Here is a 17260-nt window from a genome sequence, read left to right as displayed (position 1 = left end):
GGTACCGCGATCCGGTCGGATGCGCGTGTCGCCGTGACCAGGGAAGGACGCTGTGCGATGCCGAGCTACAAGGCGCCGGTCGAGGACGTTCTGTTTCTTCTGAACGACGTTCTAGGGTTCCAACGCTACAGCAATCTCCGGGGCTTCTCCGATGCTTCGCCCGACGTGGTCGAGGCCGTCCTCGGCGAAGGGGCGAAGCTCGCCGAGGAGGTGTTCGCCCCCTTGAACGCCGTCGGCGACCGCGAGGGCTGTACCCGCCAGGCCGATTCCGGTGTCACCACGCCGAAGGGGTTCAAGGCCGGCTACGACACCTACGCGGCCGGCGGCTGGATGGGATTGTCCGTACCGGAGGAGTTCGGCGGACAGGGCCTGCCCCATACCCTCAACACGGCGATTTCCGAGTTCGTGTCCGGCGCGAACCTGGCGCTCGGCATGTATCCGGGCCTGACCCAGGGTGCCATGGCTGCGCTGCTCGTCCACGGTTCGGACGCGCAGAAGGCGATGTACCTGCCCAAGATGGTCGAGGGCACTTGGACCGGTACCATGAACCTCACCGAGCCCCATTGCGGCACGGATCTGGGCCTCCTCAAGACCAAGGCGGTGCCGAACGGCGACGGCTCCTTCAATCTCACCGGCACCAAGATCTTCATTTCGGCCGGCGAGCACGACCTGTCCGAGAACATCGTGCACCTCGTCATCGCCCGCATCGAGGGCGCACCGGCGGGCACCAAGGGCATCTCGCTCTTCGTGGTGCCGAAATTCCTCGTGAACGCCGACGGCTCGGTGGGTGAGCGCAACCCGGTCTCGTGCGGCTCCCTCGAGCACAAGATGGGCATCCACGGCAACTCGACCTGCGTGATGAACTACGACGGCGCCAAGGGCTGGCTCGTCGGCCAGGAGAACCGCGGCCTCAACGCCATGTTCGTGATGATGAACGAGGCCCGCCTCGCCGTCGGCGTTCAAGGCCTCGGCCAGTCCGAGGTCGCCTACCAGAACGCCGTGGCCTACGCGAAGGACCGCCTGCAGGGCCGGTCCCTCACCGGTGCCAAGGCCCCCGACAAAGTGGCCGATCCAATCATCGTCCACCCCGACGTCCGCCGCACCCTCATGGGGATCCGGGCCTTCAACGAGGCCGGTCGCGCCCTCGTGCTGTGGACCGCGCTCCAGGCCGATATCGGCCACCGCTCCGAGGACGCGGCCGAGCGGCAGCGCGCAGAGGACCACATGGGCCTGATGACTCCGGTGGTGAAGGGCGTGCTCACCGATCGGGGCTTCGCCAACGCCGTGGAGGCCCAGCAGCTCTTCGGCGGCCACGGCTACATCGAAGAATGGGGCATGTCGCAATTCGTGCGCGATGCCCGCATCGCCATGATCTACGAGGGCGCCAACGGCATCCAGGCCATGGACCTCATCGGGCGCAAGCTTCCCAAGGATGGCGGCCGCGCCATGATGGGCTTCCTGTCCGAGGTCCAGACCTTCCTCAAGGATCACGGCGAGGACGAGGGCATGAAACCCTTCGCGGCGCCGCTCCAGGCCGGGCTCGACGACCTGCAGGGCGCAACGATGTGGTTCATGCAGAACGCGTTCTCGAAGCCCGACAATGCTGGAGCGGGTGCCACCGACTACATGCACCTCCTCGGCCTCGTCGCCATGGGCTACATGTGGGCGCGCATCGCCAAGGCGGCGCTGGCCAAGCAGGCCGAGGCGGCGACCAGCCGCATGGCCGATAAGCTCGTCGTCGGGCGGTTCTACATGGAGCGGATGCTGCCCGAGACGGCCATGCGGCTCGTTCGAATCAAGGCCGGCGCCGAAACCACCATGGCGCTGAGCGCCGAGGCTTTCTAAGAAGGCGCCGTTGCCTCTCCTCTCTGCGGGAGAGGGTGGCCCGGCCGGAAAGGCCGGGTCGCTGGGGGGAGCGCCGTCCCTGGAGATGTCGCGCTCCCCTCGCCCGGCTCACTGACGTTCGCCGCCCTCCCCGCGGAGGGAGGATGGAAATAAGGAAGCGCGCATGCCCGAGGCCTATATCTACGATCACGTCCGCACCCCGCGCGGTCGCGGCAAGCCCGATGGCGCGCTGCACGAGGTGACGGCCCTGCGCCTCGCCGAGATCACACTGCGTGCCCTCAAGGATCGCAACGGCCTCGACACCAGGCGCGTCGACGACGTGATCCTCGGCTGCGTCGATCCCGTCGGCGAGGCCGGCGGCGACATCGCCCGTGCCGCAGCCCTCGTGGCCGATTACGGCACCCACGTTCCCGGTGTGCAGATCAATCGCTTCTGCGCATCGGGCCTCGATGCGGTGAACTTCGCCGCGGCCCAGGTGATGGCCGGCCAGCACGACATGACCATCGGCGGCGGCGTCGAATCCATGAGCCGCGTCGGCCTCGGCGCTTCGGGCGGCGCCTGGCCCGTGGACCCCGCCATCGCCATCAAGTCCTGGTTCATGCCCCAGGGCGTGTCGGCCGACCTCATCGCGACGAAGTACGGGTTCTCCCGCGCCGAATGCGATGCCTACGCCGTCGAGTCGCAGAAGCGCTCGGCCGCATCGTGGGCCGAGGGTCGGTTCGGCGATGCCGTCGTGCCGGTGCGCGACATCAACGGGATCACCCTGCTCGCCACCGACGAGCACATGCGGCCCGCGACCGACATGCAGTCGCTCGGACAGCTCAAGGCGTCCTTCGTCCAGATGGGGCAGATGGGCGGCTTCGACGCGGTCGCCATCGATGCCCACCCGGATGTCGAGGCCGTGGATCACGTCCACCATGCCGGCAACTCGTCGGGCATCGTCGACGGAGCGGCCGCCGTGCTCATCGGTTCGCGCGAGGCCGGCGACGCTGCGGGCCTGAGGCCGCGGGCGCGGATCCGTGCCTTCGCCAATATCGGCTCCGACCCGGCCCTGATGCTCACCGGCCCCGTCGACGTCACCCGCAAGGTGCTGGCGCGGTCGGGCCTGAGCCTGTCGGACATCGACCTGTTCGAGGTCAACGAGGCCTTCGCCGCCGTCGTGCTCCGCTTTCAGCAGGCGTTCGACCTCGATCCGGCGCGGGTCAACGTCTGCGGCGGCGCCATCGCCATGGGGCATCCGCTCGGTGCCACCGGGGCGATGATCCTCGGGACCGTCCTCGACGAGCTGGAGCGCACCGGGAAGGAGCGCGCCCTCGTCACGCTCTGCATCGGCGCGGGCATGGGCACGGCGACCATCATCGAACGGGTGTGATGCCGGGTCCCGGCCACGGGGCGACAAACCCTTCGAAACACTGGTAGACGGCGGCGCCCGTCGCGTTCTTCGCGATGGCGCGCAAGCCTAGAACAATCGGGAGAAACGCCACGATGACGCGCCTGCTCGCCACCCTGTGCCTGACCACCGCCCTGTGCCTGCCGCTCAGTGCCCGCGCGGACGATGCCTCCGACCGCGTCGGGGTGGCCAAGGATCTGGTCCAGAAGACCCTGATCAAGAACCTCGAGACCGGGTTCACCGGCGCCCTCGAGAAGACCGTCGCGTCGATGCCCGAGGACAAGGCCGAGGCCGTGCGCAAGGAAGTGCGCGCCGAGTTCGACAAGCAGCGCGAGGTGATGATCGAGGGTTTGTCGAAGGCCTACGCCGAGAAGTTCACCCTGGATGAACTCAAGCACCTCAGCGGCATCTACGACGACAAGACCTACCAGAAGTTCCAGGCGGTCAACGCCGACCCGGCGTCGAGCGTCACGGCGATTTCGCAGGCCTCGGTGACGAAGCTTCTCAACATGCTCGCCATCGCGCAGGCGGGGGACAGCAAGGCCGGCGCGCCGCCCCTGCCGATGCCGGCACGCTAGGACACGCCGGCACCCGTGTCGGCCTCGCCCATGACCGAGACCCCACGCCACCCGGGCGGACTGGATCGGGTTCGTCCAATCCGGTCGGGCGGCTCAGGCGACCATGTCTCGGGCGAACGCAACGTCTTGGGCGAACGCAAGTTCTTGGGCGAACGCAACGTGGGTCGGGAAACCGGCCACGGCCGGGAGGTGTTCGAGATGCGGCCGCGCGAAGTGGTAGCCCTGGAACAGCGTCGCGCCGAGGCCCCGGAGGGTCGCGAACTCGGCTTCCGTCTCGATACCCTCGGCGATCACGGCCAAGCCGAGGCCCCGGGCGATCCCGATGAGGCCGCCGACGATGATCTGTCGACGGTGATCGGTATCGATGCCGCGCAACAGATCCATGTCGATCTTGATGAGGTCAGGCTGGAAGTTGGCCAGCAGGCTCAGGCCGGCGAAGCCCGCGCCGAAATCGTCGAGCGCCGTGAGGAAGCCCTGCTTGCGGTACTCGGCGACGATGCGGGTGACGTGGGCCGTATCGCGGAACTTCTCGTTCTCCGTGAACTCGAACATGATCCGATCATGGGCGAATCCGGCCCGGCGTGCGGCCTCCAGGGACGAGCGGATGCAGGCTGCCGGTTCATAGACCGCGTTCGGCATGAAGTTGATGGACAGCTTGGTCCGGTCGTCTGCGGGGAACAGACGGCCCGCCAACTCGATCGCCTTGACCCGTGCCGCCTGGTCGAAGCGGTAGACCGTCTCCGGGGTCACGCGGGCCAGAATGGAACCGGCGGATTCACCGCCGGTGCCGCGAACGAGCGCTTCGTAGCCCCAGACGCGCTCCGTCTCGATGTCGAGAATCGGCTGGAACGCCATGGTGAAGGTGAAATCGAGCTCGGCGCCCTCGCGGCAACCCTGGCAGCCGATCCGTCCTGTCATCGTGATCCCTTGAAGGTTCGCATGGGCCCCTACTCCACCCGACTGCACCCCTAAGTTTTGATTTTGGCTTAAGGCAGCCAGCCCGAGGCCACCCCAAACCCGAGGATCAGCCATGGATCTCACCAATTTCCGTTTCGAGACCGATGCCGACGGTGTTGCGCTGGCGACGTGGGACATGCCTGGCCGCTCGATGAACGTCTTTACGAATGCGGTGATGGACGACCTGCACGCTGTCATCGACGCGGTGGTGGCGGATCCCGCCATCAAGGGCTGCGTCATGACTTCGGGGAAGGACAACTTCTCCGGTGGCGCCGATCTCACCATGCTTCAAGGGCTCGGCCGCGCCTTCGAAGCGCTCAAGGCCGAGCGCGGCGAGGAAGAAGCCATGCGGCACTTCTTCGAGGAGTCGCGAAAGCTCACCCTGCTGTTTCGCAAATTGGAGACCTGCGGCAAGCCCTTCGCGGCGGCGGTCAGCGGCATCTGCCTCGGTGGTGCCTTCGAACTCGCGCTGTCCTGCCATCGCCGCGTCCTGTCGGATGATCCGAAGACCCGCGTCGGCTTGCCGGAGATCAAGGTCGGCCTGTTCCCGGGCGCCGGCGGCACCCAGCGCGTGCCCCGCCTGATGCAGACGGGCGATGCCCTGCAGATGCTGTTCAAGGGCGAGCAGATCCGGCCGCTCATGGCTCGCAACATGGGCCTCGTCCACGAGGTCGCGGGCAAGGACGAGATCGTGGCGAAGGCCAAGGCCTGGATCCTCGGCGGCGGCTCGGCGGTGGCTCCGTGGGACGTGCCGAAGTTCAAGGCGCCGTCCGGCAAGGTGTACTCGCCCGCCGGAATGATGACCTGGCCGCCCGCCAATGCCATCTACCGTCGCGAGACCCACGACAATTATCCCGCGGCCAAGGCGATCCTGGGCGCGGTCTACGAGGGATTGCAGCTGCCCATGGACTTGGCCCTGCGGGTCGAGAGCCGATACTTCGCCAAGATCCTGCGGTCCACGGAAGCGGCGGCGATGATCCGCACCCTGTTCCTGTCCATGGGCGAGTTGAACAAGGGGGCTCGTCGGCCGAAGGATGTCGCCCCCACCGCGGTGAAGCGGATCGGCGTCGTCGGCGCCGGCTTCATGGGGGCGGGCGTCGCCTACGTCTCGGCCAATGCCGGCCTCGACGTGGTGCTGGTCGATCAGTCCACGGAGGCGGCCGAGAAGGGCAAGGCCTACGCCCACAAGCTCGTCACCGACCAGATCAACAAGGGCCGGGCCAAGACGGCAGACCGCGATGCGCTCCTCGCGCGCATCACGACGAGTGCGGACTACGCCGCCCTGTCCGAGTGCGACCTCGTCATCGAAGCGGTCTTCGAGGATCCGGCGGTGAAGGCGGAGGTCATCGGCAGGGTCGAAGCTGCGATCCGTCCCGACGCCATCTTCGCCTCCAACACCTCGACGTTGCCGATCACCGGCCTCGCGAAGACGTCCGCGCGGCCGGAGAACTTCGTCGGCATCCACTTCTTCTCGCCGGTGGAAAAGATGATGCTCGTCGAGATCATCAAGGGCGACCAGACCGGCGACACGGCCCTCGCCACGGCCATCGACTTCGTCCGCGCCATCAAGAAGACCCCCATCGTCGTCAACGATGCGCGCGGGTTCTTCGCCAACCGCTGCGTCGGGGCCTACCTCCTCGAAGGCCACACCATGCTCAACGAAGGTATCCCGGCGGCGATGATCGAGAATGCCGGACGGCAGGCCGGGATGCCGGTCGGACCGCTGTCGCTCACGGACGAGGTGGCGGTCGATCTGGCCTTGAAGATCGTCAAGGCGACGGAGGCGCAACTCGGCGCCGGGTCCATCGATCCGGCGCAGAAGGCGCTCCTCACCACCTTGGTCGAGGGCGAGGGCCGCCTCGGGCGCAAGAACAAGCGTGGCTTCTACGATTATCCGGACGGAGCACCGAAGCGCCTGTGGCCCGGCCTCAAGGATCTACAGGCGACCCATGTCGATGCGGAGGCCGTCGACTTCACGGAACTGAAGCAGCGCCTCCTCGTGGTCCAGGCGTTGGAGGCGGCCCGCACCGTCGGCGAAGGCGTCGTCACCGATCCGCGCGAGGCCGATGTCGGCTCGATCCTCGGCTTCGGTTTCGCCCCGTTCACCGGCGGCGCCCTGTCGTACATCGATTTCATGGGCGCCAAGGCCTTCGTGGCCCTGGCGCAGGGGCTGGAGGCCAAGCACGGACCACGCTTCGCCGTGCCGCACAATCTCCTCGCCATGGCCGAGCGGGGCGGGACGTTCTACGGCGACGCGGCCGCCCGCAAAGCAGCCTGAAAACGCGGAAGGGCGTGCATCTCCATGCACGCCCTTCCTGAAGGCCTCGTCTCAGACCGTGATGGATGCTCCGCGCCGGAGATGTTCGTCCAGCCTCGGCATGATCTCGACGAAGTTGCAGGGCCGGTGCCGGTAATCGAGTTGGGCGGCCAGGATGCCGTCCCAGGCATCCCGGCATGCGCCGGGCGAGCCCGGCAGCACGAACACGTAAGTGGCGTTCACGACGCCCGCCGTCGCCCGCGACTGGAGGGTCGAGGTGCCGATCTTGTCGTACGAGATCCGGTGGAACACCGCCGAGAATCCGTCCATCCGTTTCTCGAACAGCGGCTCGATGGCCTCCGGCGTCACGTCGCGCCCGGTGAAGCCCGTCCCGCCCGTGGTGAGGATCACGTCCACCGCCGGATCCCGTGACCAGGCATCGACCTGCCCGCGGATCCGTTCGACCTCGTCCGGCACCACTGCACGGGCCGCGAGGGTGTGACCGGCCGCGGTGAGGCGGTCACGCAGGGTGTCGCCGGAGCGATCCTCGTCCAAGGAACGCGTGTCCGATACGGTGAGCACCGCGATGGCGAGGGGCACGAAGCTGCGGGTCTTGTCGGATGCGACCATGACGTTCGTGACCTCCGAGGGCATTCAGTTCCGGGCGGCCCGGAACGTATCGCAGGATTTTGTCTGGCCGCTCTTGTAGCCGGTCATGAACCAGCGCTGGCGCTGCGCCGACGACCCGTGTGTGAACGAGTCCGGCACAGCGTAGCCCTGCGACTGCTTCTGCAGCCTGTCGTCGCCGATGGCGCTGGCGGCGTTCATCGCCTCCTCGATGTCGCCCGGCTCCAGGGAATTGTACTTGTCGTTGGAATTCTTGGCCCATACGCCGGCGAGACAATCGGCCATGAGCTCGACACGCACGGAGAGTTGGTTCGACTCGACCTTGCTCGATGCGGCCTGCTGGCGGCCCTGGACCTTGCCGAGGATGCCGAGCTCGTCCTGGACGTGGTGCCCGACCTCGTGAGCGATGACGTAGGCGTAGGCGAAGTCGCCCTTCACGCCGAACTTCTGCTCCATTTCCTTGAAGAAGGACGTGTCGAGATAAACCTTCTTGTCGAGCGGGCAGTAGAACGGCCCCATGGCGGCCTGGGCCGAGCCGCAGCCGCTGCGGGTGCCACCGGTGTACAGCACCATGCCGGTCGGCCGGTACTGCTTGCCGGTCTGATTGGGAAGGATCTCACGCCAGACATCCTCGGTGTTGCCGAGGATCGCGGCGGCGAAGCGCCCGCTCTCGTCCGTTGGCTTGGTCTTGCGCTGCGCCTGCGTCTGAGGGTCGACCTGCTCCTGCCGCGGCCGCCCGCCCCCGGTCATCTGCTCGGCCCCGCCGATGAGGACCGCCGGATTGATGCCCGTGACCCAGCCGATGATGCACAGGATGACGATGGTTCCGATGCCGAGTCCGCCGGCGCCGCCGCCCGGGAAGCCGCCCCCGCCGCCACCTTCGCCGCGACGGTCCTCGACGTTGTCCGAACTACGGAAATCTTCCCAGCGCATGTGCTCTCACCACTCGTTCCGGACCGCGGACGGACGCCACCCCTGCGAAGTAATCTCCGCCTGTCACATACAGTTCCGCTTGGGGTCTCCGTACCGAGGTTAGGCCTTGCCGTCGAGGGCGGCACGAAGGGTGCGAAAATCTCGCCAGGCCAGCCGCTTCTGCAGCGGCTGGCGCAGCAGGTAAGCCGGATGGAGGGTTGCCAGAACGCGGATCTCGCGATCCCCGACCCGGTAGGGGAAGAACCGGCCCCGCGCCTTGAGGATCCCGTCCTTGGTGCCGGTGATCGCCTGGGTGGAGGGACTGCCGAGGCAGACGATGAGGTCGGGCGCCGCGAGTTCGATCTGCCGCTCGATGAACGGCCTGCAGATTGCGACCTCCTGGGGCGTCGGGTTGCGGTTGCCGGGCGGGCGCCACGGCACGATGTTGGTCACGTAGGCGCTCGTCCGGTCGAGGCCGATCGCCGCCATCATCCGATCCAACAGCTTGCCCGAGCGGCCCATGAACGGCTTACCGACCCGGTCCTCGTCAGCTCCCGGCGCTTCGCCGATGAACATAAGCTTCGCTGCCGGATTGCCGTCGGCGAAGACGAGGTTCTTTGCCGTGAACTTGAGCGGACAGCCGTCGAAGCCGCCGAGAAGCGCTTCCAGTTCCTCGAGGGACGTGACGTCCTTTGCCCGCGCCCGCGCATCGCCGGCCGCTTCGCCAGGACGGGCGGCGGCGGATTGGCCGTAGGTCCCGGCTTGGGGAGGCGCCTCGCCGCGTGGCGGCGATTCGCGACGGAGCGCCGTCGTGGCGGGCTCCCGCCGCGCAGAATGCTCAAGGGGGGGGCTGTGCTCCGGCTCCAGCGTCGACACCATGGGACGTGCCGGGGCATCCGCTTCCGAGAAGCGGTCGTGGGGGTGCTCGTCGAGCATGAGATCGACCCCCGCCGCGACATGGAAGTCGAGGGCGGCGATGAGATCACGCTGGCGTTCGTCGCTCGCAGTCATGAGGTGAGATGTGGCGTGTTCGTCGCCTGTGGACAACGGGGGCGCGGCGTCCCGGCGACCCGATCCTCCGCTTTCACACGGCGCGACTCTTCATCACGACACCGCGCAGGGAGCGCAGGCCGCTTGCGTTCCCATCTTGGAATCGGTTGAGAGTGATCTGAACCAATTCACGGGACCCGCCGGACGGCGGGCGTGACAGGAGGATGACGGAATGGCGCTGCCCGAACGCGAGGGGATGGATTTCGACGTGGTGATCGTCGGCGCCGGGCCGGCGGGCCTCGCCGCCGCCATCCGCCTCAAGCAGTTGTCCGCCGACGTCAGCATCGTGGTGGTCGAGAAAGGGTCCGAGGTCGGCGCGCACATCCTGTCGGGCGCCGTCGTCGATCCGGCGGGCCTCGACGACCTCCTGCCCGCGTGGCGCACCGATCCAGACCGGCCTTTGAAGACCGCGGTCGAGCGCGACGAGTTCATGTTCCTGACGAAGAACAGCGGCGTGACCATGCCGAACCTGTTCTTCCCGAAATTCATGTCCAACCATGGCAACTTCGTCGGCTCGCTGTCGAACGTGACGAAGTATCTCGGCGCCCAGGCCGAGGCGCTCGGCGTCGAGATCTACCCGGGCTTTCCGGCCTCCGAGGTGCTCTACGACGACCGGGGCGTGGTGGTCGGCATCGCCACGGGCGATCTCGGCATCGGCCGCTCGGGCGAGCCACGGGACGACTACACCCGCGGCATGGAGCTGCGCGGCAAGTACACGATCTTCGGAGAGGGCGCCCGCGGCTCCCTGACGAAGACGCTCATCAACCGATTCAAGCTCAACGCCGACAGCGACCACCAGAAGTACGGTCTCGGCGTCAAGGAGTTGTGGCAGCTGAGCCCAGACAAGTTCCAGGCCGGCCTCGTCCAGCACACCATGGGATGGCCCCTGCCGAACAAGGCCGGCGGCGGCTCGTGGCTCTACCATTTCGACGACCACCTGCTTTCGGTGGGGTTCGTCACGCACCTGAACTACGAGAACCCGACCCTGTCGCCGTTCGACGAGTTCCAGCGCTTCAAGACGCACCCGATGATCGCCGAGACCTTCGAGGGGGCCAAGCGCATCGGCTACGGCGCGCGGGCCATCATGGAGGGTGGCTGGCAGTCGGTGCCGAAGCTCGTGTTCCCCGGTGGCTGCCTCGTCGGCGATTCCGCCGGCTTCGTGAACGTGCCGCGCATCAAGGGATCGCACAACGCCGTGCTCTCGGGCATGCAGGCGGCGCAGGCCATCGCGCAGGCCCTCGAATCCGGCCGCCAGGGGGACGAACTCACCGCCTACGAGAACGGCTGGCGCGACAGCGCCATCGGCCAGGACCTCAAGCGCGTGCGCAACGTCAAGCCGCTCTGGTCGAAGTACGGCACCCTGGTGGGTGTCGGCCTCGGCGGCGCCGACATGTGGGCCAACACCCTGCTCGGGACGTCCCTGTTCGGCACGCTCAAGCACGGCAAGCCGGATCACGCCTGTACCAAGCCGCTCGCCGAGGTGACGCCCATCGTCTACCCGAAGCCGGACGGCAAGCTGACTTTCGACCGCCTCTCGTCGGTGTACCTGTCCAACACCAACCACGAGGAGGATCAGCCGCCCCACCTCAACGTGAAGAACCTCGACCTGCAGAAGGCATCCGAGCACGATGTCTACGGCGGACCGTCGGCGCGCTATTGCCCGGCCGGCGTCTACGAGTGGGTGGCGGATGCGGCCCAGAGCGACGGCGTGCGCTACCAGATCAACGCGCAGAACTGCGTCCACTGCAAGACCTGCGATATCAAGGACCCGAACCAGAACATCAACTGGGTGACGCCGGAGGGCCCGGGCGGTCCGAACTACCCAAATATGTGATCGCCGCGCGGGAGGGATGGGTGAGGCCTTGGGGTCGCCCTCCCCGCGCTCGGGGCGGCATCCTTATGCCTTGCAGGGATGATGGGAAGAGTTCAGTGTCCCGCCCGATCGAGCGCCGGCCCCGATCGAGCCGGTGCGCAGAAGCCCTGAACGGTGCCCATGAACGGAAACGCCGCGACTCGCCGAGCCCTGTCGGCCCTCGCTTTCTGCCTCGCGGCGACTGTGCCGACGCACGCGGCGCAACCACGTGAATCGACGCCGCTGCCGGAGTTCGAGCCCGCGGAATCCCTGGAAGGCAACTTCCTCGCGGCTTACATCGCCGGTGCCTCGAAGGACACGGCGGCGGCGGCGAGCTTCTACCGCGAGGCCGTGAAGGCCGACCCGCGCAACGCCGAACTGCTGGAGCGCGCCTTCGTGTCGCTCCTGGCCGACGGGTCCCTACCGGACGCGTTCCGCGCCGCGGAGCGCCTGACGACCCGCGACGGTGCCAACGGTCTCGCTCAGCTCGCGCTCGGCGTCCGGCAGATCAAGGCCGGTCAGTTCGCCCAGGCCCGTCAGAACTTCGCCCGCAGCGGCCGGGGTGCCGCCGCCGATCTCACCGGCACCCTCCTCACGGCCTGGGCCTTCGCCGGGGCCGGTGACGGCAAGCGCGCCCAGGAGACCATCAACAAGCTCAAGGGCGAGCGAACCTACAACACGTTCCGGGATTACCACGCTGGCCTAATCGCGGCGCTGACCGGTGACCAGGCCGAGGCGGAGCGCCGCCTCAAGGCGGCCTACGACGGCGACCGCAACACCCTCCGGGTGGTCGACGCCTATGCGCGGTTCGAGGCGCAGGCGGGGCGCACGGATCTGGCGATCCAGGCCTACACCGACTTCGACAAGCTGTTGCCACGCCATCCCGTCGTTCGCGATGCGCTTACCAGGCTGAAAGAGGGCAAGCCCCTCACCCGCCTCGTCAATACGGCGCAGGAGGGAGCCGGCGAGGTGCTCTACGGGCTCGGTTCGGCGGGCTCGACGCAGGGCGACGAACTGCCGGCGGTGGTCTATCTGCGCCTCGCCCTCTATCTCGCACCCGAGCACGCCCTGGCTCGCCTGACCCTGGCCGACATCCTCGACCGGATGAAGCAGCCGGAGCGCGCCAACGAGGCCTATGCCCAGATCCCGGCGAACTCGCCGCTGCGCCTCAATGCCGACGTGCAGATCGGGCTCAACCTCGAGCAGATGGGCAAGGGCGACGAGGCGATCCAGCACCTCGATGCGGCCATGAAGGCTCATCCCAACGACATCGACGTCATCACGGCGCTCGGCAACGTTCAGCGCTCGCGCAAGAAGTACGAGGAGGCGGCCGAGACCTACAGCCGCGCCATCGCTCTCATCGGCGACCAGCCGGCGGCGAACTACTGGACGACGTTCTACTTCCGCGGCACCGCCTACGAGCGGGCCAAGCAGTGGAGCAAGGCCGAGGCCGACCTGAAGAAGGCTCTGGAACTCGTGCCGGCCTCGCAGCCGGGTGCCCGCGCTCAGGTCCTGAATTACCTCGCCTATTCGTGGGTCGACCAGAACATCAACATCGACGAAGCCTTCACCATGCTGAAGCAGGCCGTGGACGCCAGCCCGCGCGACGGGATGATCATCGACAGCCTTGGCTGGGCCTATTTCCGCCTCGGGCGTTGGGATGAAGCCATGCGCGAGCTGGAGAAGGCCATCGAGCTCAAGCCCGGCGACCCGACGATCAACGACCACCTCGGCGATGCCTATTGGCGCGCCGGCCGCCGTCTGGAGGGCAAGTTCCAGTGGCAGCACGCCAAGGACCTGAACCCCGAGCCGGAGGAACTCGAGAAGATCAACGCCAAGCTCAAGGACGGCCTGCCGGAACTCGACAAGCCAGCCGCCACGGCCGAGAATCCGCCCGAGGGGAAAGCCAATCCCGAACTGCCCAAGGGCGCTCCGGCTCCGAGCGAGCCTCCGGGCGCGGCCGACAAGAAGAGCGGCGGCTGATCGAGTCCGTCACGGCATCGGACTTGACGTGGGCAGGGGCGCAGGGCCAGACCGGCGCCCCGATCCCCTGAACAGCCGTCGAGAGCCCGTGCCAATCCTCGTCACCCGCGCTCCGGCGAAGATCAATCTCACTCTGCACGTTCTTGGGCGCCGCGCCGGGGACGGTTACCACGAGCTCGAAAGCCTCGTTGCGTTCACCGGCGCCGGCGATACCCTGTCGCTTCATCCGGGCGAAGCGCTCGCCCTCGAAGTGTCGGGGCCGACGGCGGGTCCGGCCGGCCCCCTCGACGACAACCTGGTGATCCGGGCCGCCCGTCATCTCTCTAGGCGCCGGCCCGGTCTTCGACTCGGGACGTTCCATCTCGTCAAGCGCCTCCCCGTGGCGGCGGGCATCGGCGGCGGCTCGTCGGATGCGGCCGCTGCCCTGCGGCTGCTCGGCCGCAGCAACGGCCTCGACCCCACGGATCCCGATCTTATGGACGCCGCGCGCGCGACGGGCGCCGACGTTCCCGTCTGTCTCGATCCCCGGGCCCGGATGATGCGAGGGGCTGGCGAGACCATTGGGGCCGCCCTTGGGATCTCTCCCCTCCCGGCGATCCTCATAAACCCCGGCATCCCCGTCGAGACGGCACCGGTTTTCCGCGCCTTGGGGTTGATGGTGGGTGAGCGGTATCGACCCGGGCCGCATCCGGAGATCGCCGAGGGCGCAGATTCCGAGGCGGTGGTGGCGTCGATCTGCCCGGCCCGCAACGATCTCGAGGCGCCGGCCCTCGGTCTCGCCCCGGTGATCGGTGAGGCGCTTCAGGCCCTGTCGGTCGAGGCCGGTTGTCGACTGGCGCGGATGTCCGGGTCGGGTGCGACGGTGTTCGGCCTCTTTGTCGATCGCTCCGCCGCGGTACGGGCCGCGCGCCGTATCCGTGACCGTCATCCGCAATGGTGGGTGAAGCCGTCCTTGCTACGGTAGGCTAGCAGAGCGGTTCCATCGCCCACGAAATATTGATCAAAGTCCACCGGACAGTCGGTCTTTTACCGAGACGAAAGGGTCTTGTCGGCACTGTCACTCTGCGGGATTGGCAGAGGGTCAGATGAAGCAAGCCTCATGGGGCGAAGGGGAATTGCGTGAGGCCCTGTGCCTCATGATGATCGGCGTCTGCATCTGGATTGCAGGCACCCAGCTCGGGATGTTCGACTACCTCCTGCATTTCACGACCTTTCATCACCTCCACGACCTTCTCATGCTCGCGATCTGCATGAGTTTCGGCCTGGTGGTCGCGTCGATCCGCAAGTCGTTCAAGCTTCGTCAGGCCATGATGGCCAGGGATTTCGCCCGCGATCGCGCGGAATCCGCCGCTCGGCACGATGCGCTGACAGGCCTCGCCAACCGGCGGTTCTTCAAGGAGACCCTGGACGGTCGTCTATCGAAGCCGGGATCGGCGGCCATCGCCGTCCTCCTGATCGATCTCGACCGCTTCAAGCCCGTGAACGACGTCCATGGCCATGCTGCGGGTGATGCCGTTCTCTGCGCCGTCGCCGATCGGATGCGCGCCCTGGTTCCGCAAGGCGGATTGATCGCGCGTCTCGGCGGCGACGAATTCGTCGTCATGATCGACTACGGTGAGGACAGCGAAGCCGTTCCCCGGTTCGCCCAGCAGATCATCTCCGCCCTGTCGAAGCCGGTCGTCTGGGAGCAGAGCCGGGTCGAGGTCGGTGCCACCATCGGCATCGCCCTCGGCTCGGAGAGCGGCTCCGATGCCGTCTCGCTCCTGCATGCCGCCGATGTCGCCATGTATCAGGGCAAGCGCGAAGGCCGCGGCAACTTCCGGTTCTTCCATCTCGACATGGGCCACGCCCTGAAGGTTCGAGCCCGCATGGAGGCAGATCTGCGCCTCGGCATCGAGCGCGGCGAGATCGAGCCGTTCTACCAGCCCGTGGTGCAACTCCCCGGCCGCGAGCTGATTGGATTCGAGGTGCTTGCGCGATGGCGCCATCCCGAGCAGGGCCTTCTGGGACCGGCGGAGTTCATCGCGCTGGCCGAAGAGACCGGCATGATCGCCGACCTGAGCTGGGCACTCATGCGCAAGGCCTGCACCGACGCCCGGTCGTGGCCCGCTCACCTGCAACTCGCCGTCAACATCTCGCCGCTGCAACTTCAGGACAAGCAGCTGCCGGAGCGTATCCTCGCGATCCTGACGGAGACCGGCTTCGCCCCGGGCCGTCTCGAGATCGAGATCACGGAGACCGCCCTGGTCAACGATCTGGAATCCGCGCGGGTGGCCCTGAAATCCCTCCAGAACTTCGGCGTGCGTATCGCCCTCGACGATTTCGGCACGGGTTATTCGAGCCTCTACCACCTGCGCGAGTTGCAGTTCGACAAGCTGAAGATCGACCGCAGCTACGTGGCCTCGATTCCCCTCGGCGAGGATCGGGCCAAGCTCGTGGATGCCATCATCGCCCTCGGATCGAGCCTCGGCCTCTCGACCACGGCCGAGGGCATCGAGACCGCGTCGAGCGTCGGCTGGCTCGCGGATCAGGGCTGCACCTACGGGCAGGGCTACCTGTTCGGCAAACCGATGAACAAAGCGACGACGGACGGCCTGCTGACCCAATGGTCGGACGCTGCCGGCAACATCGTCATCGCGGAGACCGGCAAGGACCAACTCACGCTGCCAAAAGCGGTCGCCGCCTGAAAGCTCCGCACCGCCTGCGCGCTCAGTGCGCGCGGGCGATGCAGAAATCCACGACCTGCAGCAAAGCCTGCTTCATCGGGCTTTTCGGGAAAAGCCCGAGAGCGTCGCGGGCCATGGCGCCGTAATGCCGGGCTCGCTCGATGGTGTCCTCGAGGGCGCGATGCCGGCGCAGGATCGCGAGCGCGGTGGCGAGATCGTCGTCCGAGACGTCGCCGTCTTCCAGCGCACGCTTCCAGAACACCCGCTCCGCGTCCGTACCGCGGCGGAAGGCCAGCACGATCGGCAGGGTGATCTTGCCCTCGCGAAAGTCGTCGCCGACATTCTTGCCGAGGCTGGCGCTGGTGCCGCCGTAATCCAGCACGTCGTCCACGAGCTGGAAGGCGATGCCGAGGTTCATGCCGTAGGCGCGGCACGCAGCCTGCTCGGCCCGGGGACGTTCGGCGATGACTGGCCCGACCTCGCAGGCGGCGGCGAACAGTTCGGCGGTCTTGGCGCGGATGACGGCGAGGTACTCGTCCTCCGTCGTCTCGGTATTCTTGGCGGCGGCGAGCTGCATCACCTCGCCCTCGGCGATCACCGTGGCGGCGGCCGACAGAATGTCGAGGGCTTTCAGCGAGCCGACCTCGACCATCATCCGGAACGCCTGGCCGAGGAGGAAGTCACCGACCAGCACGCTGGCCTCGTTGCCCCACTTGATCCGGGCCGCGACGGTGCCGCGACGCATGTCGCTTTCGTCCACCACATCGTCGTGCAGCAGGGTCGCCGTGTGCATGAACTCGACGCTGGCCGCGAGCTTGACCGCCCCGTCGCCCGCGTAGGCGCACAGGTCCGCCGTCGCGAGGGTCAGAATCGGACGCAGGCGTTTGCCGCCGGACGCGATCAGGTGATTGGCGACTTCCGGGATCATCTGCACGGACGATCCGGTGCGCGACAGGATGGTCGCGTTGACGCGCTCCATCCCCGCGGCGACGAGGGCCACGAGGTCCGTCAGGCTCGCCTCCGGATCGGGACGAGTGTCCTCCAAGGGTATTACGACGCCCAAACCCCGCTGCCTCCCAACCCGACAGGCTCGATGCGGGCGCGCCGCAACCGGCCGACCCGAACACCAAACCCCGTCTTGCG

General features: G+C 67.3%; 13 protein-coding genes. 8 read left to right on the top strand and 5 right to left on the bottom strand.

Annotated features, from left to right (window positions below):
• Nucleotides 1-57: 57 nt before the first annotated feature.
• The 3 genes from ASG60_RS04680 to ASG60_RS04670 all read left to right on the top strand — a co-directional run bounded on the left by ASG60_RS04680 (nt 58) and on the right by ASG60_RS04670 (nt 3813).
• Nucleotides 58-1845: an acyl-CoA dehydrogenase C-terminal domain-containing protein gene (locus ASG60_RS04680; RefSeq protein WP_056384374.1), complete on the top strand. Its 1788-nt coding sequence runs from the start codon at nt 58-60 to the stop codon at nt 1843-1845.
• A gap of 163 nt (nt 1846-2008) precedes the next feature.
• Nucleotides 2009-3217, top strand: a complete 1209-nt coding sequence (locus ASG60_RS04675; RefSeq protein ID WP_056384373.1) for an acetyl-CoA C-acetyltransferase — start codon at nt 2009-2011, stop codon at nt 3215-3217.
• A 113-nt stretch (nt 3218-3330) separates the two neighbouring features.
• A complete protein-coding gene (locus ASG60_RS04670; protein WP_056167438.1) occupies nt 3331-3813 on the top strand; it encodes a hypothetical protein in 483 nt (160 codons plus the stop codon).
• 93 nt (nt 3814-3906) lie between these two features.
• Here the strand turns inward: ASG60_RS04670 and ASG60_RS04665 are convergent, their stop codons facing one another.
• Nucleotides 3907-4731 (bottom strand): EAL domain-containing protein, encoded by an 825-nt coding sequence (locus ASG60_RS04665; protein WP_056261153.1) that lies wholly within the window; start codon nt 4729-4731, stop codon nt 3907-3909.
• A 112-nt stretch (nt 4732-4843) separates the two neighbouring features.
• On the opposite strand from ASG60_RS04665, the gene ASG60_RS04660 reads away from it, so the two are divergent.
• Nucleotides 4844-7048 carry a 3-hydroxyacyl-CoA dehydrogenase NAD-binding domain-containing protein gene (locus tag ASG60_RS04660; protein WP_056384372.1) on the top strand — a complete coding sequence of 735 codons (2205 nt, stop codon included), beginning with the start codon at nt 4844-4846 and terminating at the stop codon, nt 7046-7048.
• A 51-nt stretch (nt 7049-7099) separates the two neighbouring features.
• Here the strand turns inward: ASG60_RS04660 and moaB are convergent, their stop codons facing one another.
• From moaB to ASG60_RS04645, 3 genes are all read right to left on the bottom strand, one after another.
• Complete coding sequence (gene moaB, locus ASG60_RS04655; RefSeq protein ID WP_056167739.1) at nt 7100-7657, bottom strand: molybdenum cofactor biosynthesis protein B; 558 nt, start codon at nt 7655-7657, stop codon at nt 7100-7102.
• Nucleotides 7658-7681: 24 nt separating this feature from the next.
• Nucleotides 7682-8587: a neutral zinc metallopeptidase gene (locus tag ASG60_RS04650; RefSeq protein WP_056167429.1), complete on the bottom strand. Its 906-nt coding sequence runs from the start codon at nt 8585-8587 to the stop codon at nt 7682-7684.
• A 99-nt stretch (nt 8588-8686) separates the two neighbouring features.
• The gene (locus tag ASG60_RS04645; protein ID WP_056358498.1) at nt 8687-9577 is read right to left on the bottom strand and encodes a uracil-DNA glycosylase; all 891 of its coding nucleotides are present in this window, start codon (nt 9575-9577) and stop codon (nt 8687-8689) included.
• 211 nt (nt 9578-9788) lie between these two features.
• Between ASG60_RS04645 and ASG60_RS04640 the strand changes: the two genes are divergently transcribed.
• The 4 genes from ASG60_RS04640 (at nt 9789) to ASG60_RS04625 (ending at nt 16138) form a co-directional block, all read left to right on the top strand.
• Complete coding sequence (locus tag ASG60_RS04640; RefSeq protein ID WP_056384371.1) at nt 9789-11450, top strand: electron transfer flavoprotein-ubiquinone oxidoreductase; 1662 nt, start codon at nt 9789-9791, stop codon at nt 11448-11450.
• A gap of 159 nt (nt 11451-11609) precedes the next feature.
• The gene (locus ASG60_RS04635) at nt 11610-13451 is read left to right on the top strand and encodes a tetratricopeptide repeat protein (RefSeq protein ID WP_056384370.1); all 1842 of its coding nucleotides are present in this window, start codon (nt 11610-11612) and stop codon (nt 13449-13451) included.
• A gap of 88 nt (nt 13452-13539) precedes the next feature.
• A complete protein-coding gene (locus ASG60_RS04630; protein ID WP_056384369.1) occupies nt 13540-14415 on the top strand; it encodes a 4-(cytidine 5'-diphospho)-2-C-methyl-D-erythritol kinase in 876 nt (291 codons plus the stop codon).
• 121 nt (nt 14416-14536) lie between these two features.
• Nucleotides 14537-16138, top strand: a complete 1602-nt coding sequence (locus ASG60_RS04625; RefSeq protein WP_056384368.1) for an EAL domain-containing protein — start codon at nt 14537-14539, stop codon at nt 16136-16138.
• A 22-nt stretch (nt 16139-16160) separates the two neighbouring features.
• On the opposite strand, the gene ASG60_RS04620 is transcribed toward ASG60_RS04625, so the two are convergent.
• The gene (locus tag ASG60_RS04620; RefSeq protein ID WP_056167409.1) at nt 16161-17180 is read right to left on the bottom strand and encodes a polyprenyl synthetase family protein; all 1020 of its coding nucleotides are present in this window, start codon (nt 17178-17180) and stop codon (nt 16161-16163) included.
• Nucleotides 17181-17260 lie beyond the last annotated feature (80 nt).

This window comes from Methylobacterium sp. Leaf469 (assembly GCF_001424745.1).
Classification (GTDB): domain Bacteria; phylum Pseudomonadota; class Alphaproteobacteria; order Rhizobiales; family Beijerinckiaceae; genus Methylobacterium.
This window is presented reverse-complemented; position numbering and strand designations above follow the sequence as displayed.